Raw genomic sequence first — 24,750 nt, 5'->3', positions numbered from 1 at the left:
CCGGATCTCCCCTCGGTTCCCGGGCGCACGGGCCCGGGAACGCACAGCCCTGGTGGACCGAGGTCATCCTAGTCAGGCAGGGAACCGCCCGGCGGCGGTCCCGCGTGGAGGGTCAACGCTCGGCGAGCGCGGCGGCGACCTCCGACCCGCAGGATCTGGCGCCCTCACCCCTGGCCGCCGCGTGCCAGGCCTCCAGGTACGGGGTGAGGAAATCCGCGAACTCGTGCGTCCTCTGGGGCAACAGGTGCACGCCGTCGGGCTGGAGCGCGTCGTCGGGAACGGCGCGGTTCCAATCGGCCAGCGTCGCGTTCGGGGCCGCAGCAACCGCGCGACGGATCTGCCGGTTGACCTCGACAGCGGGCTCCATCGGCGACCGTACCGTCACCCAGACGACCACCGGAGTTCGCGCGAAGCTCTCCAACATCGTCGCCGCGCTTTCGGCCAGCAGCGCCGGATCGGCGTCGTTGGTCCCGAGCTCGATGACCGCGACCGTGGGGCCGGTGCCGCCCGTGGCGGCCTGCGAGGTCATGTGCTCCTGTGCCGAGACGATGCCGGCCGCCGAACCCCGTCCGATCTCCGCGTCGATCGTCGTCACCCATCCCGCGAGGTCGGCCTCGAGCTCGTACCGTGCGCCGTCGAGGATCGAGTCGCCCAGCAGGAACGCTTCCGGAGGGTCGCTCACCCGGCCGGCCGCGGGCATCTCGAGCCACCGACGGATCGTCCCGGCCTCGTCCACGTAGACGGTCTGACCGCCGGAACCGTCGTCGATCGTCCACACGACTGCGGCGTCGGTGGCACCGATCCGGCGCGCTCCCTCGGGGAGCTCGCGCACCCCGACCGAGAACCGTCCGCCGATGAACGAGCGCGGGTGCGCACCGGCGAGCCGGAGCACGACGACGGGGTCGAGGCGACGCCCGCACCGATAGGCGACGAGCCGTCCGGCGTCCACGCACGCCTTCGATCGCGTTCGGAACGTCGTCACGGTCCCCGTCGCGGCGTCGATGTGGGCGCAGTCCTCCTGTGGGGTCGGCTCACCGACGGGAGGAGCGGCCCCGATCGCGGCGCTCGGTGAGGGCACATCCTCCGTGGAGCCGGTGCACGACGCCAGCAACGCGACCAGCGCGAGCACCGACAGCGTGTGAACGGCTCGGAACCGTTCGCGCGCGGATCGAGTGTGGGGCCGGCGAGTCTGCATACGAGCGGATGGGCCGGGTCGGCGGCCGAGGCGAATCCTGCAACCGAACGTCCTGCCCCGTCAACGGGGCTCGGAACGTTCGTGCCTGACTGGGATGTCGTTGGGCGCCGCGGGTCCGCTAGAGAGCCGCGCCACAGGAGCCGCAGACCGACGCGGTCGGATCGTTCGGCTCCCAGCAGTAGTTGCAGACGCGGCGACCGCGCCGGGGCGCCTCGACCTGCGGCTCGGCGACCGCCGTCGCGATCGAAGCCGTCTGCTCGGTTCCGGAACCCGCACCGCCTGCTCCTCCTTGGAGCGGAGCCTCGCCGGAGGCTGCCGCCGGGTCGAGCTGCTCCCAGGCGATCTCCCCTCCGGCCGCGGCGATCCGCTGCGGCTCGGCACCGGGATGCGGCGTCGCGGGCGCCGGCGGAGCGGCCGGAGCGGGCGGCGCAGCGGGATCGGTGTTGGGTTGAGTGCCCCAGACCTCCTCGAACTCGGGTGGTGTCGGAGCGTGCGCGGGAGCGACCGGCACCGGTGCGGGTGGCACCGCTCCCGCGGGTGCCTCGGCAACGAACGGGTCGGGGGTCTCGCCCATCGAGTCGGGGAACAGCGGCCCTTCGTCCTGGTCCTTCTTCCGACGACGACCGCGGCGCTTCGTGCTGCCGTCGTCGGCGTCGGCCTCCGGGGCCGGTCCCGCTTCCTTGCCCTTGCCCACCGGTTGGTTCAGCTTCTTCCAGAATGAGACCTTCTCGGTCGGGGCCGGTTCTGCCGGCTGACCCTGCGCGGGGGCGGCGAGGGGGGCAGCCGTGGCGGCAGCGGGGGTTCCCACTCCGGCCGGCGACGGCGGGACGGCGCCTGCCGGCAGCGGTTCGGCCGTCGGTTCGGGGTCCGTGGATCCGCGCCGGTGCTTGCCCTTGCCCTGCTTCGCGGCCTTGGGTTCTCCGCCGCCGACGGGCTTGTTGAGGCGCTCCCACAGAGATCGCTTCTCCGCCACGGCGACCGCGGTGCCGTTGGCGGCGGGAGCCTCCACACCGTTGGCTGCAGCGAGTGGGTTGGGGGCGTGACCGTTGGTCGCGGCGGCGCCGTTCGAGGCGACCGTCTCCGTCTCGGTCTTCGCACGCTTGTCCTTCTGGAGCTGGCCGATCCCCGCCAGCAGGGTCACCGCGCCGACGCCGGTGAGTACCAACGACGTCGGGGTGTCCACGATCTCCAGGTAGTCGAGCAGGCCGAACGCGGCGGCCACGATCCCGATCGCGATGAACAGCATGGTTCTCCTCACCTCGCTCCCCACACAGACACGCGCGCGCGAGGATCCGCCACGCACGGCCTTCCTTACCACCCCATCGGCGGCCCGGAGGGCTCCTTGAGTCGTTCCGAGCGCCTTGACCCGCCGGGACGCACGAGATGCCGGTCGGCCTCCTGTCCACTCCGGACGGTTGCTGGCCCCCGGAGCGTCCACTACCGTCGAGGACGACGTCCCCGAACAGGTCAAACCGCCCGCCGACGGGGCGTGCCGGGAGAGGGATACGCAGTGACCACGACAGATCCGTGGTCGGCGCTCGCCGACGACACCCTCCTCAAAGGGCTGCTGGAACGGATCGCCGAGCGGCTGCCCCCCGATCGCGCCGAGGCGCTCTCCCTGTTCGCCACCCTGTACCTGCGCCGGCTTCCGGACGAGGAGTTCTCCCGCGCCCCCGTCGAAGAGGTCTACGCGCACGTTCTCGGCCTGTTCGATTTCATCGACGAGCGGGGCAACGAACCCGTCGCCGTCCGCGCCTTCACCCCGGATCTCGAACGGGACGGATACGCGACCGTCGGATCGGTGATCGAGATCAGCACCGAGGACGCCCCCTTCCTCGTCGACTCGGTCACCGAGGAGATCGTGGCGCACGGTCTCGGTGTCCACCGCCTGATCCACCCGGTGATCGGGACCGACCGCGGACCCGACGGACGGATCCGCCGGGTGCTGCACGCGCGCGAGGCTCCGACGCGCGAGTCGGCGATCCACGTCGAGGTCGATCGCCGCCCGTCCTCCGGCGACCTCGAGGATCTGCGGGTCGCGATCCTGCGCGTCCTGCGCGACGTGCGTCTCGCGGTCCGCGACTTCGTTGCGATGCAGGAACGGGTGCGAGCGATGGCCGAGATCGCACGCGCCGGATCGCCCCTGTACGACGAAAAGGAGATCGCGGATACGGTCGCGTTCCTCGAGTGGCTGCTCGACCTGAACTTCGTATTCCTCGGCTACCGCGAGTACGACCTGCTCGACACGGCGAAGGGCAAGGCGCTGGCGGTGCGACCGGACACGGGGCTGGGGATCCTGTCCGACCCGGAACGCTCCGGGTACTCGGCGCCCGTTCCGCTCGCGAAGATCGATCCGGACCTACGCGCGCGGATCGAGGGCGGCGAGCAGCTCGTGATCTCCAAGACGAACGCCACCTCGACGGTGCACCGCCGCGCGAAGATGGACTATATCGGCGTCCGCCGGGTCGGTCCCGACGGAACGCTCCTCGGCGAGGCGCGGTTGATCGGTCTGTTCACCTCGAAGGCGTACATGGAGTCGGCGAGCGACACTCCGTTGCTCAACCGGAAGCTGCTCCGGATCCTCGAAGCCGAGGACATCTTCGAGGGCTCGCACGACCACAAGACCGTCGTGCAGCTGTTCGAGTCGTTCCCGAAGGACGAGCTGTTCTCCGCATCATGGGAACAGATCCGCGACAACGTGATGGGGCTCCTGGCGCTGCAAGAGCGCGAGTCGGTGCGCCTGTTCGTCCGCCGGGACCTCGTGGATCGCAGCGTGTCGCTGCTCGTCGCTCTGCCTCGTGACGCGTTCAACGCCGAGCTGCGGCACAAGCTGCAAGACCTGTTCATGGAACGGTTCCACGGCAGCTCGATCGACTACCACCTCGCCCTCGGCGAGGCGGACCCGGCGCAGATCCATTTCCGGGTCTGGGTCGAGGGGAACGTCCCCGACGTGTCGTTCTCCCAGCTCGAGGGGGAGGTCGCCGAGCTCGCGCGCGGGTTCGAGGACAAGTTGCGCGATGTGCTCGCCGAACGGGTCGGGGACGAGCGCGGACGGCTGCTGGCCGAGCGATGGGTTCCCCGGTTCCCCGAGTACTACACCTCGTCGGTCGAGCCTTTTCTCGCCGCAGCGGACGTCGAGATGCTCGACCGGCTCGACAACAGCGATCGATCGTTCGTGATCGGTCTGCAGAGCGAGACGGGAACGCACGAGGACCTGACCCGCCTCGCGCTCTACCGCAAAGACGGCAAGCTCCAGCTCTCGGAGATCCTGCCGGTGCTCGAAGCGCTCGGGCTGCGCGTGGTCGAGGAGGTCCCCACACGGCTGGTCGGGGATCGGAGCGGCACCTTCGTCCACGACTTCGGCGTGCTCGGATCCGACGGAGCGCCCCTGGACCTGGAGGCGTGCGGGAGCCGGGTCGCCTCCGCGATCACGGCGATCCTGGAAGGCGAGGCCGAGTCCGATTGGTTGAACCGGCTCGTGATCGCGGCGGACCTGGAGATCTCTCAGGTGGGCGTGCTCCGGGCGTATCGCACCTTCCAGCTGCGGGTGGGCTGGTCGTTCACCCCCTCGTTCGTGAACGACACCCTCGTGCGCTATCCGCACATGGCGCGCAAGCTCGTGCGGCTGTTCGAGGCGCGTTTCGACCCGGATCGACCCGCCGGCGACGACGAAGCGGAACAGACCGCATCCGAGCTCCGAGCCGATCTCGATCAGGTCACCTCGTTGGACGAGGACCGGATCCTGCGCGGAACGCTGGGAGCGATCCTCGCGACGACGCGGACGAACGCCTACCGCAGCGACCGGCAGAGCCTGGCCCTCAAGCTGCGCTCGGCCGAGGTGCCGGAGATGCCCAAGCCCCACCCCCTGTACGAGATCTTCGTGTGGGCGTCGGGGGTCGAGGCGATCCACCTGCGCGGGGGGATGGTGGCACGCGGCGGGATCCGCTGGTCGGACCGCACCCAGGACTACCGCACCGAGGTGCTCGGCCTCATGAAGGCACAGATGACGAAGAACGCGGTCATCGTTCCGACCGGCTCGAAAGGTGGGTTCGTGCTCCGCAGGCCACCGAGCGATCCGGCCGAGCTGCGCGAGGACGTCAAGCGTCAGTACACGGTGTTCATGCGCGGCTTGCTCGACGTCACCGACAACCGGATCGACGGCGAGATCGTGCGTCCCCACCGGGTGCGGGCTCACGACGGCGACGATCCCTACCTCGTCGTCGCCGCCGACAAGGGAACGGCCGCGCTGTCCGACACGGCGAACGCGATCGCGCAGGAGTACCGCTACTGGCTCGGCGATGCGTTCGCCTCCGGTGGCTCCGCCGGCTACGACCACAAGGAGCTCGGGATCACCGCGCGCGGTGCGTGGGAGTCGGTGAAGCGCCACTTCCGTGAGATCGGGGTGGACGTGCAGGCCGATCCGTTCAGCGTCGTGGGGATCGGCGACATGTCCGGGGACGTGTTCGGCAACGGGATGCTGCTGTCCGAGCAGATCCGGCTGGTGGCCGCGTTCGACCACCGCCACATCTTCGTGGACCCGAGCCCCGACGCGGCAGCGAGCTTCAAGGAGCGCCACCGGCTGTTCGAGCTCGGAACCGGGTCGTCGTGGGAGGACTACGACGCGCCATTGATCTCGGCCGGCGGCGGCGTGTGGCCGCGCACCTCCAAGTCGATCCCGATCTCGGCGCAGATGCGCGAGGCCCTCGGCATCGAGGCCGAGGCGATGACCCCGCCCGAGCTGATCCACGCGATCCTGCTCGCGCCGACCGATCTGCTCTGGAACGGCGGGATCGGAACGTACGTGAAGTCGCGCGAGGAGTCCCACGACGACGTCGGCGACCGCGCGAACGATGCGATCCGCGTGGACGGCCGCCAGCTCCGGGCGCGGGTGGTCGCCGAGGGCGGCAACCTCGGTGCGACACAGCTCGGAAGGATCGAGTACGCCCTCGCGGGTGGGCGGATCAACACCGACTTCATCGACAACTCCGCGGGCGTCGACTCTTCCGATCACGAGGTGAACCTGAAGATCCTGCTCGGGCTCGCGATCTCTCGGGGCGAGCTCACCGTCGAAGGCCGCGACGAGCTCGTCGAGCAGGTGGCCGGCGACGTCGTCGCGCACGTGTTGTACGACAACTTCCTGCAGGCCCAGATCCTTTCCCAGGAGGTCGAGCGTTCGGCGCAGCGGCTCGAGGCCTACGAGGATCTGATGTCGCTGCTAGACAGCAACGGGATGCTCGACCGGCAGATCGAGTTCCTCCCGTCCAGCGAGGAGATGGCCGAACGCTCCCGGCAGGGAACCGGGATGGTGCGTCCGGAGCTCGCGGTCTTGCTGGCGTACGCGAAGCGGCTGCTCTATTCATCGCTGCTGGAATCCGACCTCCCCGACTCGCCCTACCTCGAAGGGGATGTGCGCGGCTACTTCCCGCCGAAGGTGATCGAGCGCTTCGGTCACCTCGTCCCCGAGCATCCGCTGCGTCGGGAGCTGGTCGCGACGATCATCGCGAACGACATCGTCAACTCCCAGGGCATCACGTTCACGCAGCGGCTCATGCTCGAGACCGGCGCGCAGGTCTCGCAGGTCTCTCGTGCGTACCGGATCGCGCGCGACGTCACCGATGCCGTGGAACGCTGGGAAGACGTCGAGGAGCTCTCCGGCCATCTGGATCCCAAGCTGCTGAACGAGCTGATGGAGGGCATCGACTGGCTCGTCGAGACGACGTCGCGCTGGTACCTCGCGCGCTCGAGCGGCAAGCGGCTCGCCGAGGCCGTGGGGGAGCAGCACGAGTCGTTCCGCCGTCTGTCCGACGTGATCGCCGAGGCCGGGCCGCCCGCCTGGCGCGAGGCGCGCGAGGCCGAGGTCCAGCGCCTGGTGGCCCGGGGAGCGCCCGAGGACGTCGCGCGCCGGCACGCGTTCCAGGCCGAGCTCGCCCACGGGCCCGACATCATCGAGCTCGGCCGGATCACCGGCCGCCCGCTCGAGGAGATCGCGCGCCTGTTCTTCGTCCTGGGCGACGTCCTCCACATCGATTGGCTCGAATCGCAGCTCGAGCGGATCGAGGGCGCGTCGCGCTGGGAACGGTGGGCCGTCCAAGCGACCGAGGACGACCTGCTGCTCGCGCGGCGCCGTCTCGCCGAGTACGTGCTCCACGAGGGAGGCGAGGGTCCACCCGAGCAGGTGGTTCGGCGGTTCCTCGAGGCCCACGACGATGCCTGGGATCGGCTGCAGCGGTTCTTCGGATCGCTGCGCGGTGAGACCACCCTGGACCTGAGCATGGCGACCGTCGCCGTACGCCAGCTCCGTGGCTTGATCCCCGACTGACGGCCCCCGCGGCACTTCGGCCGTTCGCCCGTGCGAGGCGGTCCGAAAGACAGGACCTTCGGTAACTTCCCAGCTGGGGTTGTCGCGGCCTAGGATGCTTCCGCCGTGGTGCGGCCGAGGAACGCTGGCCCACCGACGAGGAGAGGAACCCGACGACGATGGCACCGCAGGGAGGCAGCACGCCGGCCTCGGGGGCACCCGACCGAGATCCGGATACGCACGCGGAGGTGGTCGACACCCTGCTCGGCTTGCAGCGACGGCTCCGAGGCGAGCGATCCGAGCCCGGGGCGCCCGCCGCGCGTGCGGCTCCATCGTCCCGTTCCTCCGAGCCCGAACCGGCCGAGGACCCCGTCGTCGTGGTCGACGACGTGGACGTGTCCGTCGAGGTCGATTCGGGACCGGCGGAAGGGGACACAGGCCGCGTCGGGCCGCTCGCCGAGCGGGTGCGCAAGCTCGAGGGCGATCTGTCGGGCATCTTCGAGACCGTCGGCCGGCTCGCCGACGACGTGGACACCGCGAGGTCCACGGGCGCGAGCGCCGAAGAGCTGCGACGCCTCGAGGAGCGGCTCGGATCGATGAGCGCCGATCTGCGCTCGGCGATCGATCGGGAACGCATCGCGCTCGAGGACACGCTCGAGCGCCACTTCAGCCGGCTCCGCAGCGCGATCGATCCCGAGTCACGGGCTCGCTGATCGTGCCCTGAGGTACGCGCTGAGGCCCGGCCGGACCCTGAGGGCTACCCGACCGGCGCCGAGGCGTCGCCGAGGAACACCTTGAACGATGCCCCGCCTCCCGGGCGGTCCTCGACCCACGCGCGTCCCGCATGCAGTTCGGCGAAGCGCGCCACGAGCGACAGGCCGACCCCCACGCCGGGCGAGTGTTCCGAGCTCGACGGGCCGCGCCGGAACGCCTCGAAGATCTCCGCCCGCAGGTCGGGTGGCACACCGGGTCCGTCGTCCTCGACCGTCAGCACCGCGCCGCCGTCCTCACCCTCGATCCGGACCCACACGCGCGCATCGGGCGGGGTGTGCTTCGCGCTGTTCGCGAGCAGGTTCTCGACGATCCGCTCCAGCTTCGCGGCGTCGACGGGGATGATCACCGGGACGGTGTCGACCTCGACCGTGCGATCGCCGAGCAGGTCGGACTCCGCGACGATCGAGGCGACGAGGTGGCCGACATCGGTCGGACGCAGGACCGGCTCGATGATCCCGCGCGAGAGTCGGTCGAGATCCAGCAGGTCGGTCACGAGCCGGTCGAGCTTGCGGGCGTTCGACGCGATCCGTGAAGACATCTCCGTGACCTCGTCGGCCGAGATCGACACCTCCGCGTTGCCCATCGTGATCGCGAGTCCGAGGATCGCGGCCAGAGGCGTCCGAAGATCGTGGGACACCGCCTGGAGGAACGTGTTCTTCATCTCGTCGACCTCACGCAGTCGCTGTGCGGTCTCGCGTTCGATCTGCAGATCCCGTTCGAGGTCGTCGGCCCGCTTCTGCTCGGTGATGTCGATCATCACGCCCTGCCAGTGCAGGGGATGTCCGTGCTCGTCCCGAACGAGCGCCGCCTCGTCATGGAACCAGACGGTGCGCCCGTCCCGGGAGATCATCCGGTACTCGGCGAGGAACGGCCGGGCGTCGCGGTCGGCCACCGCGTTCAGTTCGCGGACGCGCTCCCGGTCGTCGGGGTGGATCGTGCGCAGCCAGACGTCCGGATCCGCCATCCACTCGGCGGGGTCGATCCCGAGCAGATCGCGCGAACGGGGACCGATGTAGGACACGTCCATCGAGTCGTCGCCGATCGGCTCCGTGTAGACGATCGCCGGCAGCTGTTCCACGAGCGCTCGGTAGCGGGCCTCGCTGCTTTCCGCGCGCTCGGTCGCGTCTCGATGCGCCGTGATGTCGTACATCACGCCCTGCCAGAACAGGGGAGTGCCACGCTCGTCGCGAACCAGGACGGAGTCGTCGCGGATCCACACGATGCGCCCATCCCGGTGGAACATCCGGTAGTCGGCGGTGAACGGCTCGTCGTCGTCGAGCGCGTGGATGTATGCCTCACGGGTCGACGACTCGTCGTCGGGATGGAACTGGCGGCGCCATGCCACGGGATCGTCCAGCCAGTCGGCGGGTTCGAACCCGAGGATCTCCTCGAGCTTGGGGCTCACATAGAGGAGCCGGCCGGGATCGGGGCTCTCGTCGTCGAACGCCTCGATGTAAACGATCGCCGGCAGCCGCTCGACGAGAGCGCGGTACCGGGTCTCCGCATCCCGATGCTGTTCCTCGAGCGCGTGGCGCGCCGAGATGTCGATCATCAAGCCGCGCACGAGCAGGGGCTTGCCCTGATCGTCGAGGATCACGTGCCCGATGTCACGGACCCACACCACCTCACCGTCCTGTGCGATGAACCGGTACTCCGAGTCCCGTGCGGCGCCGTCGGTCGCCGCGCGCATGAACTCGCGGACGGCCACCGATCGATCGTCGGGATGGACGTGGTCGGCCCAGAAGGTGGGGTCGGCGAGCCAGTCCTGCGGCGCGTACCCGAGGATCTCGCGCGAACCTTCGCTGACGAAGGTGAAGCGACACGACGCGGCGTCGGCTTCCCACACGACCGCGTCGAGGTCGGCCACGAGCGAGCGCAGCCGGCGAAGCTCGCTCCCCGGTGTGCTCATCGCACCCCGTGAGGTGATCGGCCGATCCGGTGTGTCCATCCTCGAACCTCGGTCTCGCAGGGCCCCGTTCCGCCGCTCGGGTCGTGTGCCGCCTTCCGTTCGCGCACGCGCGACAGCAGGGCCGATACCGGCCCTGTATGCGAGGCATCGGTCGTCCTCCGTTGCCACTGGAGCCGGTCGGTCATCCGGCCTCCGTCGCTCCGTCCGACCGGGGGTCCGCGGCGACGGTGAACCCCGCATCACCGGCCGCGATCAGGTGGGCATGGCCGGTGTCCTCATCGACCTCGGCGTCCACGACGACCTCCAGACCCGTCGAGGCCAGGGCCTCGCGTACCGCGGGCGGAACCCGCCCCTCGGCCCGGATGAACGGGGTGTCGCCGTCCGGTCCCGTGTCGTCGACGATCCACCGGGGTGCGGCGAGTGCGTCCGCCGGATCGAGTCCGAGCGCGACGGAGCGCAGGATGTTGAGCGCGTTGATCTGCGGCTGTGCCGCGCCGCCCTTCGTTCCCGATATGAACGCGAGCTCTCCGTCTCGCGTCAGCATCGCGGGCATCAAGGTGTGGGCCGGGCGCTTCCTCGGCGCGAGGACGTTGCGCGAGGCGGGGTCCAGCACGAAACACGCCCCACGGTTGTGCGCGATGATCCCGGTCGAGGGTTCGAGGATCTGTGCGCCGAACCCGTCGTAGAGGCTCTGGATTAAGCACACGGCGCGGCCGTGTGCGTCGGCGGTGACGAGCGCGATCGTGTCGCCGTCGCCGTCGCCGCCCGGTCTGTCCGGGATCGATGCGGTGGGGGAGGCCTGACGCGTCGCGTGATCGAGCGCGTCACGGGCGCTCTCGGCGACGTCGGCGACGTGGCCCTCGTCGAGCAGTGCGTCGATCCGCACCCCGCCTCCGCGCGGATCCGCGTTGTGCCGGTCGCGATCCTGTGACGCCGCGAGGAACAGGGCCGAGAGCATCGCCGCATCGGGACCGAGCGGGTCGGGGTCGAGCCCGAGCCGCTCTACCCCCGCGAGGATCAAGGGCAGGATCCACCCCTGCGAGTTCGGTGGAACGACGAGCACGTCGAGGTCGCGGAAGCGGCCGCGCAGCGGTCCGCCCAGTTCCGCCTCGTGTTCGATCAGGTCCTGCCGGGTGATCGGCGATCCGGCCGCGCGCAGTCCGGCCGCGTACCGGGTTCCGACGTCGCCTCCGTAGATCGCGTCGGCGCCGGTGGCGGCGATCGCCTCCAGGGTCGCGGCCAGAGCCGGTTGCCGGAGCGTCTCGCCCTCGGTCAGCGGCCGGCCGTCGTCTGTGAAGACCGCAGCAAGGCCGGGGTCGTCGGTGAGCCGCGGGCCGCGCCACGCGATCGATGCCGCGAGGGAGCGCGCGATCGGGACGCCCTCCCGCGCCTGAGCGATCGGGTCGTCGAACAGCCGGCGCCAGGGCAGGTTCGTACCCTCGCCGTGGAGCATCGCCCATCCCGCGACGGCGCCCGGCACGGTGACGGCCAGCGGTCCGTGTTCGGGCATCCGGTCGTGTGAAGCGCGGACGGCGTCCGGATCGATCGCCGCCGGGGCCGCTCCGCTCGAGTTGATCGCGACGACCTGTCCGTCCGGCTCGCGCACGAGCGCGAACAGGTCGCCCCCGACGCCGCACATGTGCGGGTAGACGACCGCGAGGGAGGTGGCGGCGGCGAGTGCCGCGTCGACCGCGGTGCCGCCTTCGGCGAAGGCACGCGCTGCACTGCGCGTGGCCGCCGCGTGCGGCGTCGCGACCGCCCATCGCCGGCCGGTCGCCCGGAAAGCGGGGGCATCCGCGGGGCTCGGCATGGGCGGCAGTCTCCCAGGTCGGGCGATACGCTCACCGATATGCGACGCGCGCTTGTGTTCCTCGCGCTGATCGGCCTCGCGACCTGCGGGGCCGGATGTTCCTCTTCAGGAGATGCGGACCGTCTCGCCGGCGCGTGGTCGGTCGAGGAGGTCGTCGGGGGTCCGGCGTTTCCTCCCGGAACCGATCCCGAGATGCGATTCTCAACGGCGCAGCAGGAGATGGATGGAACGTCGGGCTGCAACTCCTTCGGGTCCGACTACTCGGCCGACGGCAACGGCTCTCTGTCGTTCGGACCGATCGAATCGACGGCGATCGGCTGCCCCGAACCCATCTTGGCGGTCGAGGCGTCACTCTTCGACGCTCTTGGGGTGGTCGACGGGTACGTGTTCGACGGGACCATGCTCGTGTTGACCGACGAGGAGGACGCACCGCTGCTGCGACTCGACCCGATCGTGGCCGAGGCTGCGGGTTAGCGGGCCGCTGCCCGCTGCCCGGTCGTCCCCTCGCCGCCGGTAGGATGCGGGAACCGATGCTCCGAACCATCCTTCGCTCCGTCGTTCTGCTCGCCCTCGCGGTTCCGTTGCTCGGGGTGCTCTGGGTCACTCCGACCCTCGCGCAGGTCGACCCGCGGGTCGAGCCGCCGGATCAGATCGTCCTGTCGGGGCGGGTCGACGTGCCGCGAGGACGCACCGTCGGGCAGGTCGTCGTGTTCCGGGGGTCGGTGAACGTGCAGGGTGTCGCCCTCGGGGACGTCGTGGTCGTGAGCGGGAAGCTCGTGGTCAGCGGTCAGGTGGGGGGAAGCGTCGTCAACCTCGACGGCCCTGTGGTGCTTGCGGAATCGGCGCAGGTGCGTGGTGACGTCCTGTCACGTCAGGAAGTGATCGTGCGCAGGGGAGCGCAGGTCGAGGGCAGCGTGCGCTCCGACGTCCCCTTCAGCCTGCGCGGACCGGTCGGTTGGTTCGGAGCGTTCGCCGCGTGGCTCGCCGTGACGATCTCCGCGCTCGTGCTCGGGCTGCTCCTGTTGTGGCTGCTGCCGCGCGCGTCCGATGGCGTTGCTGAGACCGCTCACGAGGCGTGGCTCCCGTCGGCAGGGTGGGGGCTCGCCTGGTTGATCGGCTTCCCGATCCTCGCCCTCTTGTCGATGCTGACGTTGGTCGTGCTCCCGCTCGGGCTGACGTTCCTGCTCGCCCTCGGATTCTTGTTCTCGGTCGGCCACGCGTGGGCCGGCTGGATCGTCGGGCGACTGGTGCTGCCGGAAAAAGGTCCGTACGTCGCGTTCCTCGCCGGGCTCGGGATCGTGCGCGTCGTCGGGCTCATCCCGTGGGTGGGAGGGCTCGTATGGATCCTGGCCGGCGGATTCGGGCTCGGTGCCGCGACGGTGGCCGCATGGCGAAGCCGGGACGCGGGCGGCAAACATCGCCACGGTCGGCGACGGCTCGAGATCCCCGCTCCTTCCCGCGAGGCCGCGAGCACCGCGTCCACCGCAGGATCGTCCAGATCCGGGTTCGACCCGGAACCTCCGCCCCAGCGGGCGGCTCCATAGGCTGACGCGGGCGACCTGTCCGTGGGCTGTCTATCCTGGTTCGACCGGGCGCTTAGCTCAGCGGAAGAGCGCCGCCCTTACAAGGCGGAGGTCGTAGGTTCGAGCCCTACAGCGCCCACCCGGCTCGTGCGTTCGTCTACTTCCGGGTTGCCAGTCGGGGATCGAGGGGCTGGATCAGGATCGTCGCGAGAAGGTCGCCGACGCCGCTGCGGGATCGCTTCAGGACACAGGGCGGACTCGGGTGCTGCTTCCGACAGTCGGGCAACCGTTCCGACGGGGTTCCCGGGCCGTCGTCCTTGCAGAAGACGAAGTTCGCGACCCCGGTGCCCGGCGCTTCCGACTTCTCGATCTCGAGGTCGATGCGGACCGGGGCGGTGAAGGATTCTCCCGCCGGTGGGTCCACCCAGATCGCCGATCCGGACGCGCTCGTCGCCTGCGCGCAGTCGGCGTCGTTCTGTGGATCGAGCGTGAGGGACAATCGACCGTCCTGCCCGTCGATCCCTTCATAGTCCGGGACGGTAACTGTCGCCGAGGTCGTTGCATCCGAAACGGTCCCTGTACAGCCGCCCTGCTGCGCACAATCCTCGAGGACGTCGGAGATCTCGAACGCATCGCTGGTGGCGGATCCGAGCCCGGGTGAGGTCGCGACGAGCGTGTAATCGACACCTGAGAGATCGATCGAGAGATCCTCGAACGTCGCGACCCCTCCGTTCGCAGCCACGGGCCCTCCACCGCTCAAGGTGCCGGCGTCGGGTGGGTTCGGCCCGATCGCGAGCGAGACGGGTGTGGCGGAACCGGCGGCCAGGTTGCCGAACTCATCGAAAACGAGCACGGTCACCGCAGGCGAGATCGTGGTGTCGACCTCGGTCCGGGAGGGCTGCTGCGAGAACGCGAGGTGATCTGGTGCCGCGGGGTCGACCTGCAGATCGGCAGTGTCGGAGAACGCGCCGACGTCAGCCGTGACGAGGTGCGGGCCGGCGACCGTTGCGCTGCACCGGCTGGGACCGCAGGTTCCGTCCGGAGCGATCGACAGGGACGCGTCGGACGTGAGGTTCCCACGGAGATTGCCGAACTCGTCGAAACCGCGAACCGTGTACCCACGGCTTTGGCCGGCGGTGATCGTGGCGGACCGGGGCGTCAGACGGATGCGGTCGAGTGCTGCGGGCTCGACCTGGATCTGCTCGAGCGTCTGCGCGGACCCGTTCGTCGCGGTGACGGTCTGCTGACCCGCCACCGTACCTGTGCAGGAATTCAACACGCAGCTGCCATTGGTCATTTCGAAACCGGTCGAGGAGGTCACGTCCCCCAGCGCATTGCCGAACCGGTCGCTGCCCGTCGCCGTGAAGGTCACGGACCCCCCGGCGATGATCGTGGTCGCACTCGCCGTGATGTCGAGCTCGGCAACGGCGGGATCGGCGCCCACGGCGACCGACGCGGTGCCGGTGGCGCTTGTCAGGGCCGCGTCGCGGACCGAGATCGACTGTGTCCCCGACGTTCGGAGCGCGATCCCGGTGAAGGTTCTGCTCCCCTGATCGTTCGTGGTGAACACGGTATCCGCCGGAAGATCGCTGTTGGGATCGCTACTCGTGAACTGCACCGTTCCCACGTAGTTCGACACAGGCTGATCCGTTGCGTCCTCGGCCACGACGGTGATGGGGAAGACTTCCCCGGCGACCGTCGAGGCCGGAGCCGACACCGTGAAGTGATCGAGGCTTCCGCCACACGCCCCGGTCACCGTCACGGTCGGGGAACCGCCCACGAGCGTGAAGTCGTTCCCCACACCGCTGAAGTCGTTCGATTGCTTGACCACGGTGGCCCACGCCGCCGGGCCACTCGAGCACGGCGCTTCCGCGGCAACGGCGACATCGACGTGTTCGCCCGGACGGAGGCGGTTGGCCGAGGTGGGGCCGGGGTTCCGCAGCTTGATCACACTGGCCGAAGTCGTGGCATTCCAGGTTCGTGACGGCGAACCGGACGTCTTGAGATCGGAGGGATCCTGCGTGACTCCCGAACAAGGGGCGGCCGGCGAACACACCGCGACGGTCCAGCCGGCGGGGATCGAGATGTTCGCCGACCCCAGTCCCTGGGTGCTGAGGGTGCTATTGCCGATGCGGAACGTGAGGACGGAGGTCTGTCCTGCGGCGGCCGAGGTCGGGGTGACGACAGCGGTGTACTTCTTGGTCGAGGGAGCGGCCAGGGTGGGCGGGATCCCGATCGCTACCAGGGTGAGGACCGAGACCGCCAGCGCGGCGACGCGCACCCTGGTCATTGCCGCGGCTTTCTGTCCTCGCATCTTCGCCTCGCTTGTATATCCGCCCTCAAGCGGTGCCGGGATCATTTGTTCGTTCGCCACGCGGAAGGGGAGTTCCTAGAGAGGCCGGCTCACTCTGCTATCCGATCGGGTCCCGCGTCAAGAGTCTGCCGCCGCCATGTTCCCTCAGACGTCGCCAGGGCACCAGAGGGGACCTACCCGGCGGGAGTCGCGGAGAGGACCTGCCGCGGTCCGCTCAAGCCCTTCAGCTCGTGGGCGCCACGATCGTCGAACGTGAACCCGGCGCCCGCCGCGAGCTCGGCGGTGGTCGCCGAGACGAAGACCTCCCCGGCGTCCGCCAGCGACATCACACGCGCGGCTGCGTGCACGGCGATGCCCCGAACGGTTCCCGCCGCGAACTCGACCTCACCGGTGTGAACGCCCGCGCGGAGTCGGATCCCTTGGCGCTCGGCGGCCTCGATCGTGGCGCCCGCGCAGCGGATCGCTCGGGCGGCGCCGTCGAAGACCGCGAGGAATCCGTCGCCGGTGGGCCCGAAGGAGCGTCCGCGGAAGGTGTCGACCTCGAACCGGGCTTCGTCTTCGAAGCGTCCCAGCAACTCGCGCCACGCCGCGTCCCCGATCCGCTCGAGGGTGCCGGTGGAATCCACGATGTCGGTGAAGAGGATCGACGCGAGCACACGCTCGTCCGGACTCTCCGGCCGGGCGAACGCCCGCATCCCGGCGAAGTCGACCGCAACGTGCGCTTCGTCGCCGACCACCCACGCGTCGTGGCGCGGGGGCACCTGCAGGGCGGAGTTCGCCGGAACGTCGGTGATGGTCCCGTCCTCGAGCTGCACGCGCAGCACGCCGGCGAGCGTGTAGCCCACATGCCGATACATGCACAGGTCGGTCCCCGCGACCGGCTTGATGTGTTCGGACCAACGCCAGCCTGGCTCGAACGTACCCACCCCGATCACCACATCCTCGAGCTGGAACAGCTCAAGGCGGCCGAGAGGGAACTCCCGGACCTCGTCCGGGTCACCCAGCGTTCGGTGGAGCAGCTGCGCCATGGTCGTCCTTCACCGGATGCGCCTGGCGTCATTCTGTCCGAACGTCGACGTGCCGAAGGCCTCCACGGTGAAGGCCGGGAACTGAAGGTTCGCGCTGTTGTTCCCGCGGGGGAGCACGTTGCTCTCGGTGAGATGACCTGGTGTGTCTACTCCACCGGTCACGGATTGTCGAGAGCCGGAACGGCGGGGGCCGGGCGGTACTGGCCGATGCTCCCGACCTTGCGGAGTGGACGACGACGTCGCCGGAGGTCAGGCTGCAGCCCCGGTGTGTGCAGACGTCGCTGAACGCGAGCAGGTCGCCGCCGACCCGCGCGACACCGACGACCTGGTCGCCCACCAGAGACGCTCCGAGACCTTCGGGCGCGACCTCTTCGCCACCGTCTAGGTCCGCCCCCCCGTTTTCGGCAGTCCACGACGGAGGACCTCGGCGAGCACGACTGCGTCGTTGTGCTCGGTGTCCTTCGCGGCGTAGACGAGCGTCAGCGTGCCCTTCCGCGCTCGTCGCCGGAGTTCGGTAAGCAGAGGTCGTTGACGGCGAAGTTCCTCGATGTAGCGACGACGGAACGCCTCGAACCGATCCGGGTCGTGACCGAACCACGTGCGAAGCTCGGCGCTCGGGGCCAGGTCCGGTTCCCAGGCTGCCAGGGAAGCCCTGTCGCGCGAGATCCCGCGCGGCCACAGGCGATCGATCAGCACTCGGTGTCCGTCCGCGGACGTCGCGGCTTCGTACGCGCGTTTCGAACGGACGGTCACGGCGTGTCCTCCTTCATCGCCCGTTCCAGCCCGCATCGCGTTCCGGCCGGCTTCGACGGGCGCTTCCAGCCTACTCGCGATCGCGTGCACGTCTTGGCCCGGCGGGGCCAAGGTCGCTTCACCGCCCGAGGCGGAGGAGGATGGGCAGCGAGCACGACGGAGGAACCGGGAAGGGGGCCCCAGATGGAGCAGCTGCAACTGATCGACATGGAGCGGCGGCTCGAGCGGATCGAGCGATTGCTGCGTGCCGTGACCGACGAAACCAGGAGTGCGCGGATCGACCTCGGGCTCGATCGGAGCCAGAACGATCGCTGGGCGCGGATGATGTTCGGCGTTCTCGACGAGCTCGATCGGGAAGGTGGAGAGGTGTCTCGTCGGCGATTCCTCGAGATCGGCGACCGACATGCGTTCGGTCGGGGCCGCGGCGTCGCCGGGTTCTATCAGCACCTCGTGGAGCCGGTGCCCGGGCTCAGGACGAAACTCACAACCGCGGGACGGGAGCGCTTGCGCGTGCTCCGAGAGCGCTACGACGCCGCGTAGGCGACCACGTCTAGGGAAGTCCGGCGGTACGGTGTCGTGATGAACGCGGCCGAACTGCTCGTGCGTTGCCTGGAGAACGAGGGGGTCGAGTACGTGTTCGGCATCCCGGGGGAGGAGACGATCGACCTGAACGAGGCGATCGCGAACTCGGACTCGATCACGTTCGTTCCCACCCGCCACGAACAGGGCGCGGCGTTCATGGCGAACGCCTACGGACGGGTCACCGGCCGTCCGGGTGTGTGTCTGGGCACGCTCGGTCCCGGCTCCACGAACCTGGCGACGGGAGTCGCCGACGCCTTCCTCGATCTCGCCCCGATGGTCGCCCTCACCGGGCAGGCACCGCTCGCCCAGATGCACAAGCAGAGCCATCAGTACATCGACGTGATGCGGATGCTCCGACCGGTCACGAAGTGGAACGCGCGGGTGCACGATCCGGCGACGGTCCCCGAGGAGGTGCGCAAGGCGTTCGCGGTCGCCGCGCAGGAGAAGCCCGGGGCCACGCACCTGGAGCTCCCGATGGATGTGATGCGCGCGGAGGCCGCGGGTACCCCGCTGCGCCGGACGCCGGGGCCACGCTCGGCGCCCCTCGAGGAGGAGATCGCCCGCGCGGTCGACCTGATCCGCGCGGCGGAGCACCCGGTCGTGCTCGCCGGGAACGGCGTGGTCCGCCAGCACGCGGCGCCCGCCCTGCGAGATCTGTGCGACTCGTCGGGTCTCGGGGTGATCAACACGTTCATGAGCAAGGGGGTGATGGAGCACGGGAGCGGATGCTCCCTGTTCACGGCCGGGCTCGCTCGGCGCGAGTACCTGCGAGGGCTGCTCGGCACCGTCGACCTGGTCGTGTGCGTGGGCTACGACCTGATCGAGTGGTCGCCGCAGGCCTGGAACCCCGATGGCGATCTCGACATCGTCTGTGTCGACACGGTCCCAGCGGAGATCGACGCGCACTACGTGCCGAGGGTGCAGCTGATTGGCGACATCGCCTCGTCGGTGTTGCGCCTGGCCGCGCTCCTGGAACCGCGGCAGGTTCCCACCGCCACGCGGAAGTACGAGGCGCTGCTGGACCGCGCGCTGCGCTCGGGCGCCGGTGAACCCGCCGACCCAGCGACGCCCCAGGCGGCGCTGCTCGCGATGCGTGAGGCGATGGATCGCGGCGACGTGTTGATCAGCGACGTCGGTGCCCACAAGCTCTGGGTCGCACGCTTCTGGCCGACCTACGAGCCGAACACCGTGCTGATGTCCAACGGTGCGAGCTCGATGGGCTTCGCCCTTCCGGCCGGCATCGCGGTGGCACTCGAGGCTCGAGACCACCGCAGGGTCGTGACGCTGTCGGGTGACGGAGGGTTCCTGATGAACATCCAGGAGCTCGAGACCGCCAAGCGACTCGGCGTGCGACTCACCAACATCGTGTGGACCGACGGCGCGTACGGCGTGATCGAGGTCCACCAACGGCGAGCGTTCGGACACGTCAGCGGCACACGGTTCGGGAACCCGGACTTCGTCGCGCTGGCGGACGCGTTCGGCGTGGCCGGGTTCCGTGCCTCGACCGCAGCCGAGGTTCCCGGCGCGCTGCGGTCCGGACTCGCGCACGAAGGAACCAGCGTCGTCGAGATCGCGATCGACGCCCGGGAGAACGACCGCCTCGCCGACGACCTCTCCGAGCTCGTGGCCCGCGGTCGCTGAACGGACGGGCGCCCTACGGTCCCGCGGGATCGTGCGCGGGGCCCGTGTGCTCGCGGACCGGGGGTGCGCGACGCCGGTGCGGCTCCTCGCGGGTGCCGCGCACCGGGCCGGTCGAGCCCCCGCTGCCGTGTTCGGGAGGCGGCTGCTCGGCGCCGGGCCCGGTGGCCGCCCGGGACGGGTTGCGGATCCCGATCGCGTTGACGGCGGCGCCGACGATCAGCAGGCCGGCGACCACGAGCGCCGACAGGTGGAACGCATCCGTCGACGCCGTGCGCGCTGCCGCTTCGATCTGCGGCGACACGCCCTCGGGCTCGTTCAGTGGGGCGACGTCGCTGCGGAACGACCGCGAGTTCACGTCCGTTCCCGGAACTTGCTCGGCGATCGAGGCGTAGAAGGCCGACGCGACGGCCACGAAGATCAAGGCGTTCACCAGTGGGGAGCCCACGCGGGAGATCGCGTTGTTGATCGCCGAGGCCACGCCCGATTTGCTGGACGGAACGGACGTCATCAGGGCGGTCGTGAGGGGAGCGACCATGATCGTCAGCCCTATCCCGAACACCACCAGCGCGGGCAGCAGATCGATGAAGTAGTCGGCCGGCGGCAGCAAGGATGCGTTGCCCGACGTCCCGAGCACCCACGCCTCGCTGTCGGAGGGGAGCCGCACGAACCACAGCACACCGAGCGCCATGAGCGCGGGGCCGAGCGCCATGAAGAGGCGAGGTCCGTGCCGCGCGGCGAGTGCACCGAACCTCGTCGAGAACAGCACGAGGAACAGCGTGCCCGGGACGCCGGCGATCCCTGCCGCCGGTTCGTTGTAGCCGAGGGTCCCGATCAGGAAGATCCCCTGGAAGGTCAACGAGACATACAGCGCCCCGTAGATCACCAGGGTGGAGATGTTGGTCACCGTGAAGTTCCGCGATCGGAACATGCTCGGCGGCACGAGCGGGTCGCGGCGCTTCACCATCATGATCGGGAACGCGATCGCGGCCGCCACCCCCACCGCGAGACTGATCTGCGCGCTCGGCTCGCCCCATCCGGCCTGCTCCCCTCGGATCGTTCCGAACGCGAGCCCACCGACGGCGAGGGCGATCACGACCGACCCGAGCCAGTCGAAGTGGCCGGTGGCTTCCTCGTCCCGCGACTCGGGCACGTACCGGAGCGTCGCGAGGATCGCCACGACCAGGAAGGGGAGGTTGATGAAGAAGGCCATGCGCCAGCTGATCGAGTTCACGAGGACGCCGCCGACGAACGGCCCCAGGATCGTCGTGGCGGCCGACGCGCTCGCCCACACGCCGAACGCCCGGCCCCGTTCCTCGCCGTCGAAGCTCGCGGTGATGATCGCGAGGGATCCGGGCACGACGAGGGCGCCCGCCGCGCCCTGCAGCACCCGTGCGACGATCAGGAACTCCATCGAGGGAGCGAGCCCGCACAGCAGGGAGGTTGCCGCGAAGCCCGTGAGGCCGATCGCGAACATCCTGCGTCGCCCGTAGTAGTCGTTCAATGCGCCGCCGAGGATCAGCAGCGCGCTCAACGAGACGAGGTAGCCGCTGGACACGTAGGACTGCGCCTCGAGCGTCCCGAGCAGATCCGACGGCAGATCCTCGCCGATCCGGGGAAGGGCGAGGTTCACGACGGAGGAATCAAGGAAGACGATCCCCGAACCGAGGACGACGGCGACCATCGTCCATCGCTTCTGCGTGCTCGTCATGGTTCCTCCCGGTCGAGCCGGCGCTACATCCGTTGGACCCAGGCCGAGCGCCACTCCGGTGCTCGGAAGGGCTCGGCGAAGTAGTCGGTCTCTCTCACGACCTTGCCGTCGCGCAACTCGATCACGCTCACTCCGTGATAGGTGCTTCCGTCCGCGTAGCGAAGCTCGGTCTCGACGATGGCGAGATCACCGTCGGCGACCGTGCGGCGGAAGGTCATCGCCGGGAGCCCGCCAGGGAAGTTGCGATCGATCTCCAACGCGTCGTCGCGGCCGACGATCCGCTCGCCCGACTGGGGCCATTCCTGGACGAAGTCCTCGTGCAGCATCGAGCGCGCGGCGTCCCAGTCGCCCGCACCGAGCGCCTCCCACAACCCCTGCGCGATCGCCGCCGCTTGCCCCGTTGCTCCCCGCTCTGACATCTCCGCCCCCGTTCGGCCTGCGGGCAACCTCAGCTCGAAGCCGCCATCCTGCCACAGCTGCTTCGAGGGCGTGCTCGACGCTTCGCTCGGCGGGGGAGAGGATGGTCGCGTCGCGTCCTGCCCCGCGGCAGGGAAGGTATGGGTGTGAGCAGCATCGAACTCGACGTCGGCGGCACCGAGGTGCGCATCAGCAACCCGGGCAAGGTGCTGTTCCCCGAGGCGGGCATCACCAAGCTTGACCTCGTTCGCTATTACATCGACGTCGCCGAACCGGCGCTCGTCGGCTGCGGCGAGCGTCCGACGATCATGCTGCGCTTCCCCAACGGGGTGGGCCAGGAGAGCTTCTTCCAGAAACGCGTCCCCGCGAAGCGGTCCGACTGGATCCGAACCGCGACGATCCGGTTCCCCTCGGGACGGTCCGCGGAGATGATCGCGCCGGCGGACGCCGCGCATCTCGCATGGATGGCGAACCTTGCGTGCCTCGACCTGAACCCCTGGCCGGTGCGCAGCGGGGACGTCGAGCATCCCGACGAGCTGCGGATCGATCTCGATCCCGTTCCGGGGGTGCCGTTCGACGACGTGCGATCGGTCGCGCTCGTCGTCCGCGGCGTGCTCGATGAAGTCGGCTTGACCGCGTTCCCGAAGACGAGCGGCAAGCGCGGGATCCACGCGAACGTCCGGATCGTCGCCGAGCACGACTTCTCCACGGTACGCCGTGCCGCGCTGGCCCTCGCCCGCGAGGTGGAACGCCGCGTTCCCGACCTGGCGACCTCCGCGTGGTGGAAGGAGGAACGTCATGGCGTGTTCGTCGACTACAACCAGAACGCGCGCGACCGCACGACCGCGTCCGCCTACTCGGTGCGGCCGGTCGCCGACGCCCGAGTATCGACGCCGCTGGACTGGGACGAGGTCGCCTCGGTCGATCCGGCGGCGTTCCGGATCGATACGGTCCGGGAACGGCTGGCGACCCGTGGCGATGTCGGTGCGGGGCTCGCCACGATCGAACCCGCATCGCTCGACCGGCTGCTCGCACTCGCCGATCGGGACGAGGAAGGCGGACTCGGCGACGCCCCGTGGCCGCCGCAGTTCCCGAAAGGACCGAACGAGCCCGTCCGGGTCCAACCTTCGCGCCGCCGGCGTCGGTCAGACTGAGCCGGGTGAGCCGGCGATCGCCAGCTGCTCGAACGTGCAGCTCGCGGCGTCGCGGTCGGGCCGCCATCGCACGAGCGTCGCCGCGTGCCGGAAGCGCACGCCCTGCATGCGGTCGTAGCGCACCTCGCACACGAGCGTGGGCTCCAGCGCCACCCACGCACGCTCGTTGCTGCCGGTCCAACGACTGGGGGCTCCGGGGGTGCGTCCGTCGCGGAAGCTCGTTCCTCCTTCGAGTGGCTGAAGCTCCTCGCGAAGCGCACGGCGCTGTGTGGCCGGGAACGCGGACGTGTGGCCAACGTAGTGAAGTGTTCCCTCGGCGTCGTAGAGTCCGAGCAGCAGGGAGGCGACGCCGTCTCCGTCCTTCTCGATCCGATAGCCGCCGACGACGCAGTCGGCGGTGCGATGGTGCTTGACCTTGACCATCACGCGCTCACCGTCCACGTATCGCTGATCCCGGCGCTTGGCGACGATGCCGTCCTGGCCGAACCCCTCGAGGTCGGCGAACCAGCGCCTGGCCAGCTCCAGATCCCGGGTTTGGGGGGTGAGAACGAGACCCGGACCGGGCCGCAGATCCTCCGGTCCGCGCGGTGGGTCCTCGGCCCCGGCCGTCGCGAGAAGCGATGCAAGCTCGCTGCGGCGCGAGTCGGTGTCGAGGGAGCGGAGGTCGCGGCCATCGATCTCGATCGCGTCGAAGGCGACGAACGTCGCGGGGATCTCCCCGGCCAGCCGGTTCACCCGTGAGGCGGCGGGGTGCAGACGCATCTGGAGAGCGTCGAAGTCGATCGCCGGCTCGTCGATCGGATGTCCGAGCTCGGCGGCCGTCCCGTACGGGCTGCCGGCCGGGAGCACCAGCACGATCTCCCCGTCGAGCACGAACGGACGGGAGCCGAGGGTCCCGAGCAGCTCAACCAGCTCGGGGAAGTAGCGCCCGAGCGGGCGTTCCCCGCGGCTGTCGAGTTGGACGTCGTCCGCTCCCGCCCGGACGATCGCGCGGAAGCCGTCCCACTTGGGTTCGTAGCACCAGTCGCCGCCCTCCGGGAGCTCGCCGGCGGCCTTGGCGAGCATGGGACGCGGGCGCGGGTCCGGAGGCATCGCCACGCGCCGCTAGGTCATCCACGCTTCGAACCGCTGCTCGACCTCACGCAGGCGCTCGCTGAGCGCCTCGAGCATCGAGACGGCGATCTGCGGATGCCCGAGGAGGAATGCGCGGAACCCCTCGCCCGGGATCCGGAGGGTCCCCACCGGAGAGGTGGCCTTCACGGTCGCGAGCCGGCGGCCGGACGACATCAACGCCATCTCACCGACGAATTGGCCCGCGTGCAGCCGGTGGAAGCGGCCCCCGACGTCGACCTCTGCCGTGCCTTCCAGCAACACGTACATCGCGTCGCCGACGTCCCCCTGCGTCACGATGTGCTCGCCTTCGGCGAACGACGCCTGTTCGCCCATCGCGATGATCTCCGAGACGTCTTCGTCCGAGAGCCCGGAAAAGAAGGGGGTGTTCCGCAGTGCCTTCGCTTCGACGGCGGCGTCGCTCATGGGCTGTTTCCTCCGTGTCCTTGGCCTCGGATGCGCAGTGTAGCGAGGCGTGGTCCCGGACACAGGGTCCGCCGTTCATCTGCTGAGACCCGCCGGTCGATCAGGTCG

General features: G+C 69.8%; 19 protein-coding genes and 1 tRNA gene. 9 read left to right on the top strand and 11 right to left on the bottom strand.

Features of this window, described 5'->3' with window-relative positions:
• Positions 1-112: 112 nt before the first annotated feature.
• Both WEF05_00230 and WEF05_00225 read right to left on the bottom strand, forming a co-directional pair.
• Entirely contained in the window at positions 113-1,195 is a 1,083-nt protein-coding gene (locus tag WEF05_00230; protein MEX1100327.1) for a hypothetical protein, read from the bottom strand.
• A gap of 118 nt (positions 1,196-1,313) precedes the next feature.
• Complete coding sequence (locus WEF05_00225; protein MEX1100326.1) at positions 1,314-2,441, bottom strand: hypothetical protein; 1,128 nt, start codon at positions 2,439-2,441, stop codon at positions 1,314-1,316.
• Between the two features lie 264 nt (positions 2,442-2,705).
• On the opposite strand from WEF05_00225, the gene WEF05_00220 reads away from it, so the two are divergent.
• Both WEF05_00220 and WEF05_00215 read left to right on the top strand, forming a co-directional pair.
• A complete protein-coding gene (locus WEF05_00220) occupies positions 2,706-7,514 on the top strand; it encodes an NAD-glutamate dehydrogenase (GenBank protein MEX1100325.1) in 4,809 nt (1,602 codons plus the stop codon).
• A gap of 158 nt (positions 7,515-7,672) precedes the next feature.
• Positions 7,673-8,206, top strand: coding sequence for a hypothetical protein (locus WEF05_00215; GenBank protein MEX1100324.1), 534 nt, complete (start codon positions 7,673-7,675; stop codon positions 8,204-8,206).
• Between the two features lie 44 nt (positions 8,207-8,250).
• Here WEF05_00215 and WEF05_00210 read toward each other — a convergent pair whose 3' ends face one another.
• Together WEF05_00210 and WEF05_00205 are read right to left on the bottom strand one after the other, a co-directional pair.
• Positions 8,251-10,215, bottom strand: a complete 1,965-nt coding sequence (locus tag WEF05_00210) for a PAS domain-containing protein (GenBank protein ID MEX1100323.1) — start codon at positions 10,213-10,215, stop codon at positions 8,251-8,253.
• 142 nt (positions 10,216-10,357) lie between these two features.
• The gene (locus tag WEF05_00205) at positions 10,358-11,986 is read right to left on the bottom strand and encodes a gamma-glutamyltransferase (GenBank protein MEX1100322.1); all 1,629 of its coding nucleotides are present in this window, start codon (positions 11,984-11,986) and stop codon (positions 10,358-10,360) included.
• A gap of 39 nt (positions 11,987-12,025) precedes the next feature.
• Here WEF05_00205 and WEF05_00200 point away from each other — a divergent pair, with 39 nt between their 5' ends.
• The 3 genes from WEF05_00200 (at position 12,026) to WEF05_00190 (ending at position 13,648) form a co-directional block, all read left to right on the top strand.
• Positions 12,026-12,460 carry an META domain-containing protein gene (locus WEF05_00200; protein MEX1100321.1) on the top strand — a complete coding sequence of 145 codons (435 nt, stop codon included), beginning with the start codon at positions 12,026-12,028 and terminating at the stop codon, positions 12,458-12,460.
• Positions 12,461-12,516: 56 nt separating this feature from the next.
• Entirely contained in the window at positions 12,517-13,530 is a 1,014-nt protein-coding gene (locus tag WEF05_00195) for a hypothetical protein (protein MEX1100320.1), read from the top strand.
• Between the two features lie 46 nt (positions 13,531-13,576).
• Positions 13,577-13,648, top strand: a tRNA-Val gene (locus WEF05_00190).
• 18 nt (positions 13,649-13,666) lie between these two features.
• Here WEF05_00190 and WEF05_00185 read toward each other — a convergent pair.
• Both WEF05_00185 and WEF05_00180 read right to left on the bottom strand, forming a co-directional pair.
• Positions 13,667-15,883 carry a hypothetical protein gene (locus WEF05_00185; GenBank protein ID MEX1100319.1) on the bottom strand — a complete coding sequence of 739 codons (2,217 nt, stop codon included), beginning with the start codon at positions 15,881-15,883 and terminating at the stop codon, positions 13,667-13,669.
• A gap of 113 nt (positions 15,884-15,996) precedes the next feature.
• Entirely contained in the window at positions 15,997-16,851 is an 855-nt protein-coding gene (locus tag WEF05_00180) for an adenylate/guanylate cyclase domain-containing protein (protein ID MEX1100318.1), read from the bottom strand.
• Positions 16,852-17,077: 226 nt separating this feature from the next.
• Here WEF05_00180 and WEF05_00175 point away from each other — a divergent pair, with 226 nt between their 5' ends.
• On the top strand, positions 17,078-17,236 hold the full coding sequence (locus WEF05_00175) for a hypothetical protein (GenBank protein ID MEX1100317.1): 159 nt from the start codon (positions 17,078-17,080) through the stop codon (positions 17,234-17,236).
• On the opposite strand, the gene WEF05_00170 is transcribed toward WEF05_00175, so the two are convergent.
• Complete coding sequence (locus tag WEF05_00170; GenBank protein ID MEX1100316.1) at positions 17,233-17,604, bottom strand: DUF488 family protein; 372 nt, start codon at positions 17,602-17,604, stop codon at positions 17,233-17,235. The genes WEF05_00175 and WEF05_00170 overlap by 4 nt on opposite strands.
• A 183-nt stretch (positions 17,605-17,787) precedes the next feature.
• Here WEF05_00170 and WEF05_00165 point away from each other — a divergent pair, with 183 nt between their 5' ends.
• Positions 17,788-18,144 carry a hypothetical protein gene (locus WEF05_00165; protein ID MEX1100315.1) on the top strand — a complete coding sequence of 119 codons (357 nt, stop codon included), beginning with the start codon at positions 17,788-17,790 and terminating at the stop codon, positions 18,142-18,144.
• A 39-nt stretch (positions 18,145-18,183) separates the two neighbouring features.
• Positions 18,184-19,827 (top strand): acetolactate synthase large subunit, encoded by a 1,644-nt coding sequence (locus WEF05_00160; GenBank protein MEX1100314.1) that lies wholly within the window; start codon positions 18,184-18,186, stop codon positions 19,825-19,827.
• Between the two features lie 13 nt (positions 19,828-19,840).
• Here WEF05_00160 and WEF05_00155 read toward each other — a convergent pair whose 3' ends face one another.
• On the bottom strand, positions 19,841-21,535 hold the full coding sequence (locus WEF05_00155; GenBank protein MEX1100313.1) for an MFS transporter: 1,695 nt from the start codon (positions 21,533-21,535) through the stop codon (positions 19,841-19,843).
• Positions 21,536-21,558: 23 nt separating this feature from the next.
• Positions 21,559-21,954 (bottom strand): nuclear transport factor 2 family protein, encoded by a 396-nt coding sequence (locus tag WEF05_00150; protein ID MEX1100312.1) that lies wholly within the window; start codon positions 21,952-21,954, stop codon positions 21,559-21,561.
• A gap of 144 nt (positions 21,955-22,098) precedes the next feature.
• Between WEF05_00150 and WEF05_00145 the strand changes: the two genes are divergently transcribed.
• Positions 22,099-23,106: a DNA polymerase domain-containing protein gene (locus WEF05_00145; GenBank protein MEX1100311.1), complete on the top strand. Its 1,008-nt coding sequence runs from the start codon at positions 22,099-22,101 to the stop codon at positions 23,104-23,106.
• Here the strand turns inward: WEF05_00145 and WEF05_00140 are convergent.
• A complete protein-coding gene (locus WEF05_00140; protein MEX1100310.1) occupies positions 23,098-24,198 on the bottom strand; it encodes an ATP-dependent DNA ligase in 1,101 nt (366 codons plus the stop codon). The genes WEF05_00145 and WEF05_00140 overlap by 9 nt on opposite strands.
• A 12-nt stretch (positions 24,199-24,210) precedes the next feature.
• Complete coding sequence (locus tag WEF05_00135; protein ID MEX1100309.1) at positions 24,211-24,642, bottom strand: cyclic nucleotide-binding domain-containing protein; 432 nt, start codon at positions 24,640-24,642, stop codon at positions 24,211-24,213.
• Positions 24,643-24,750: the final 108 nt, after the last annotated feature.

The organism is Actinomycetota bacterium (assembly GCA_040881665.1).
GTDB lineage: Bacteria > Actinomycetota > UBA4738 > UBA4738 > HRBIN12 > JBBDWR01.
The sequence above is the reverse complement of the archived record's forward strand: the minus strand, read 5'-3'. Positions and strand labels throughout refer to the sequence as shown.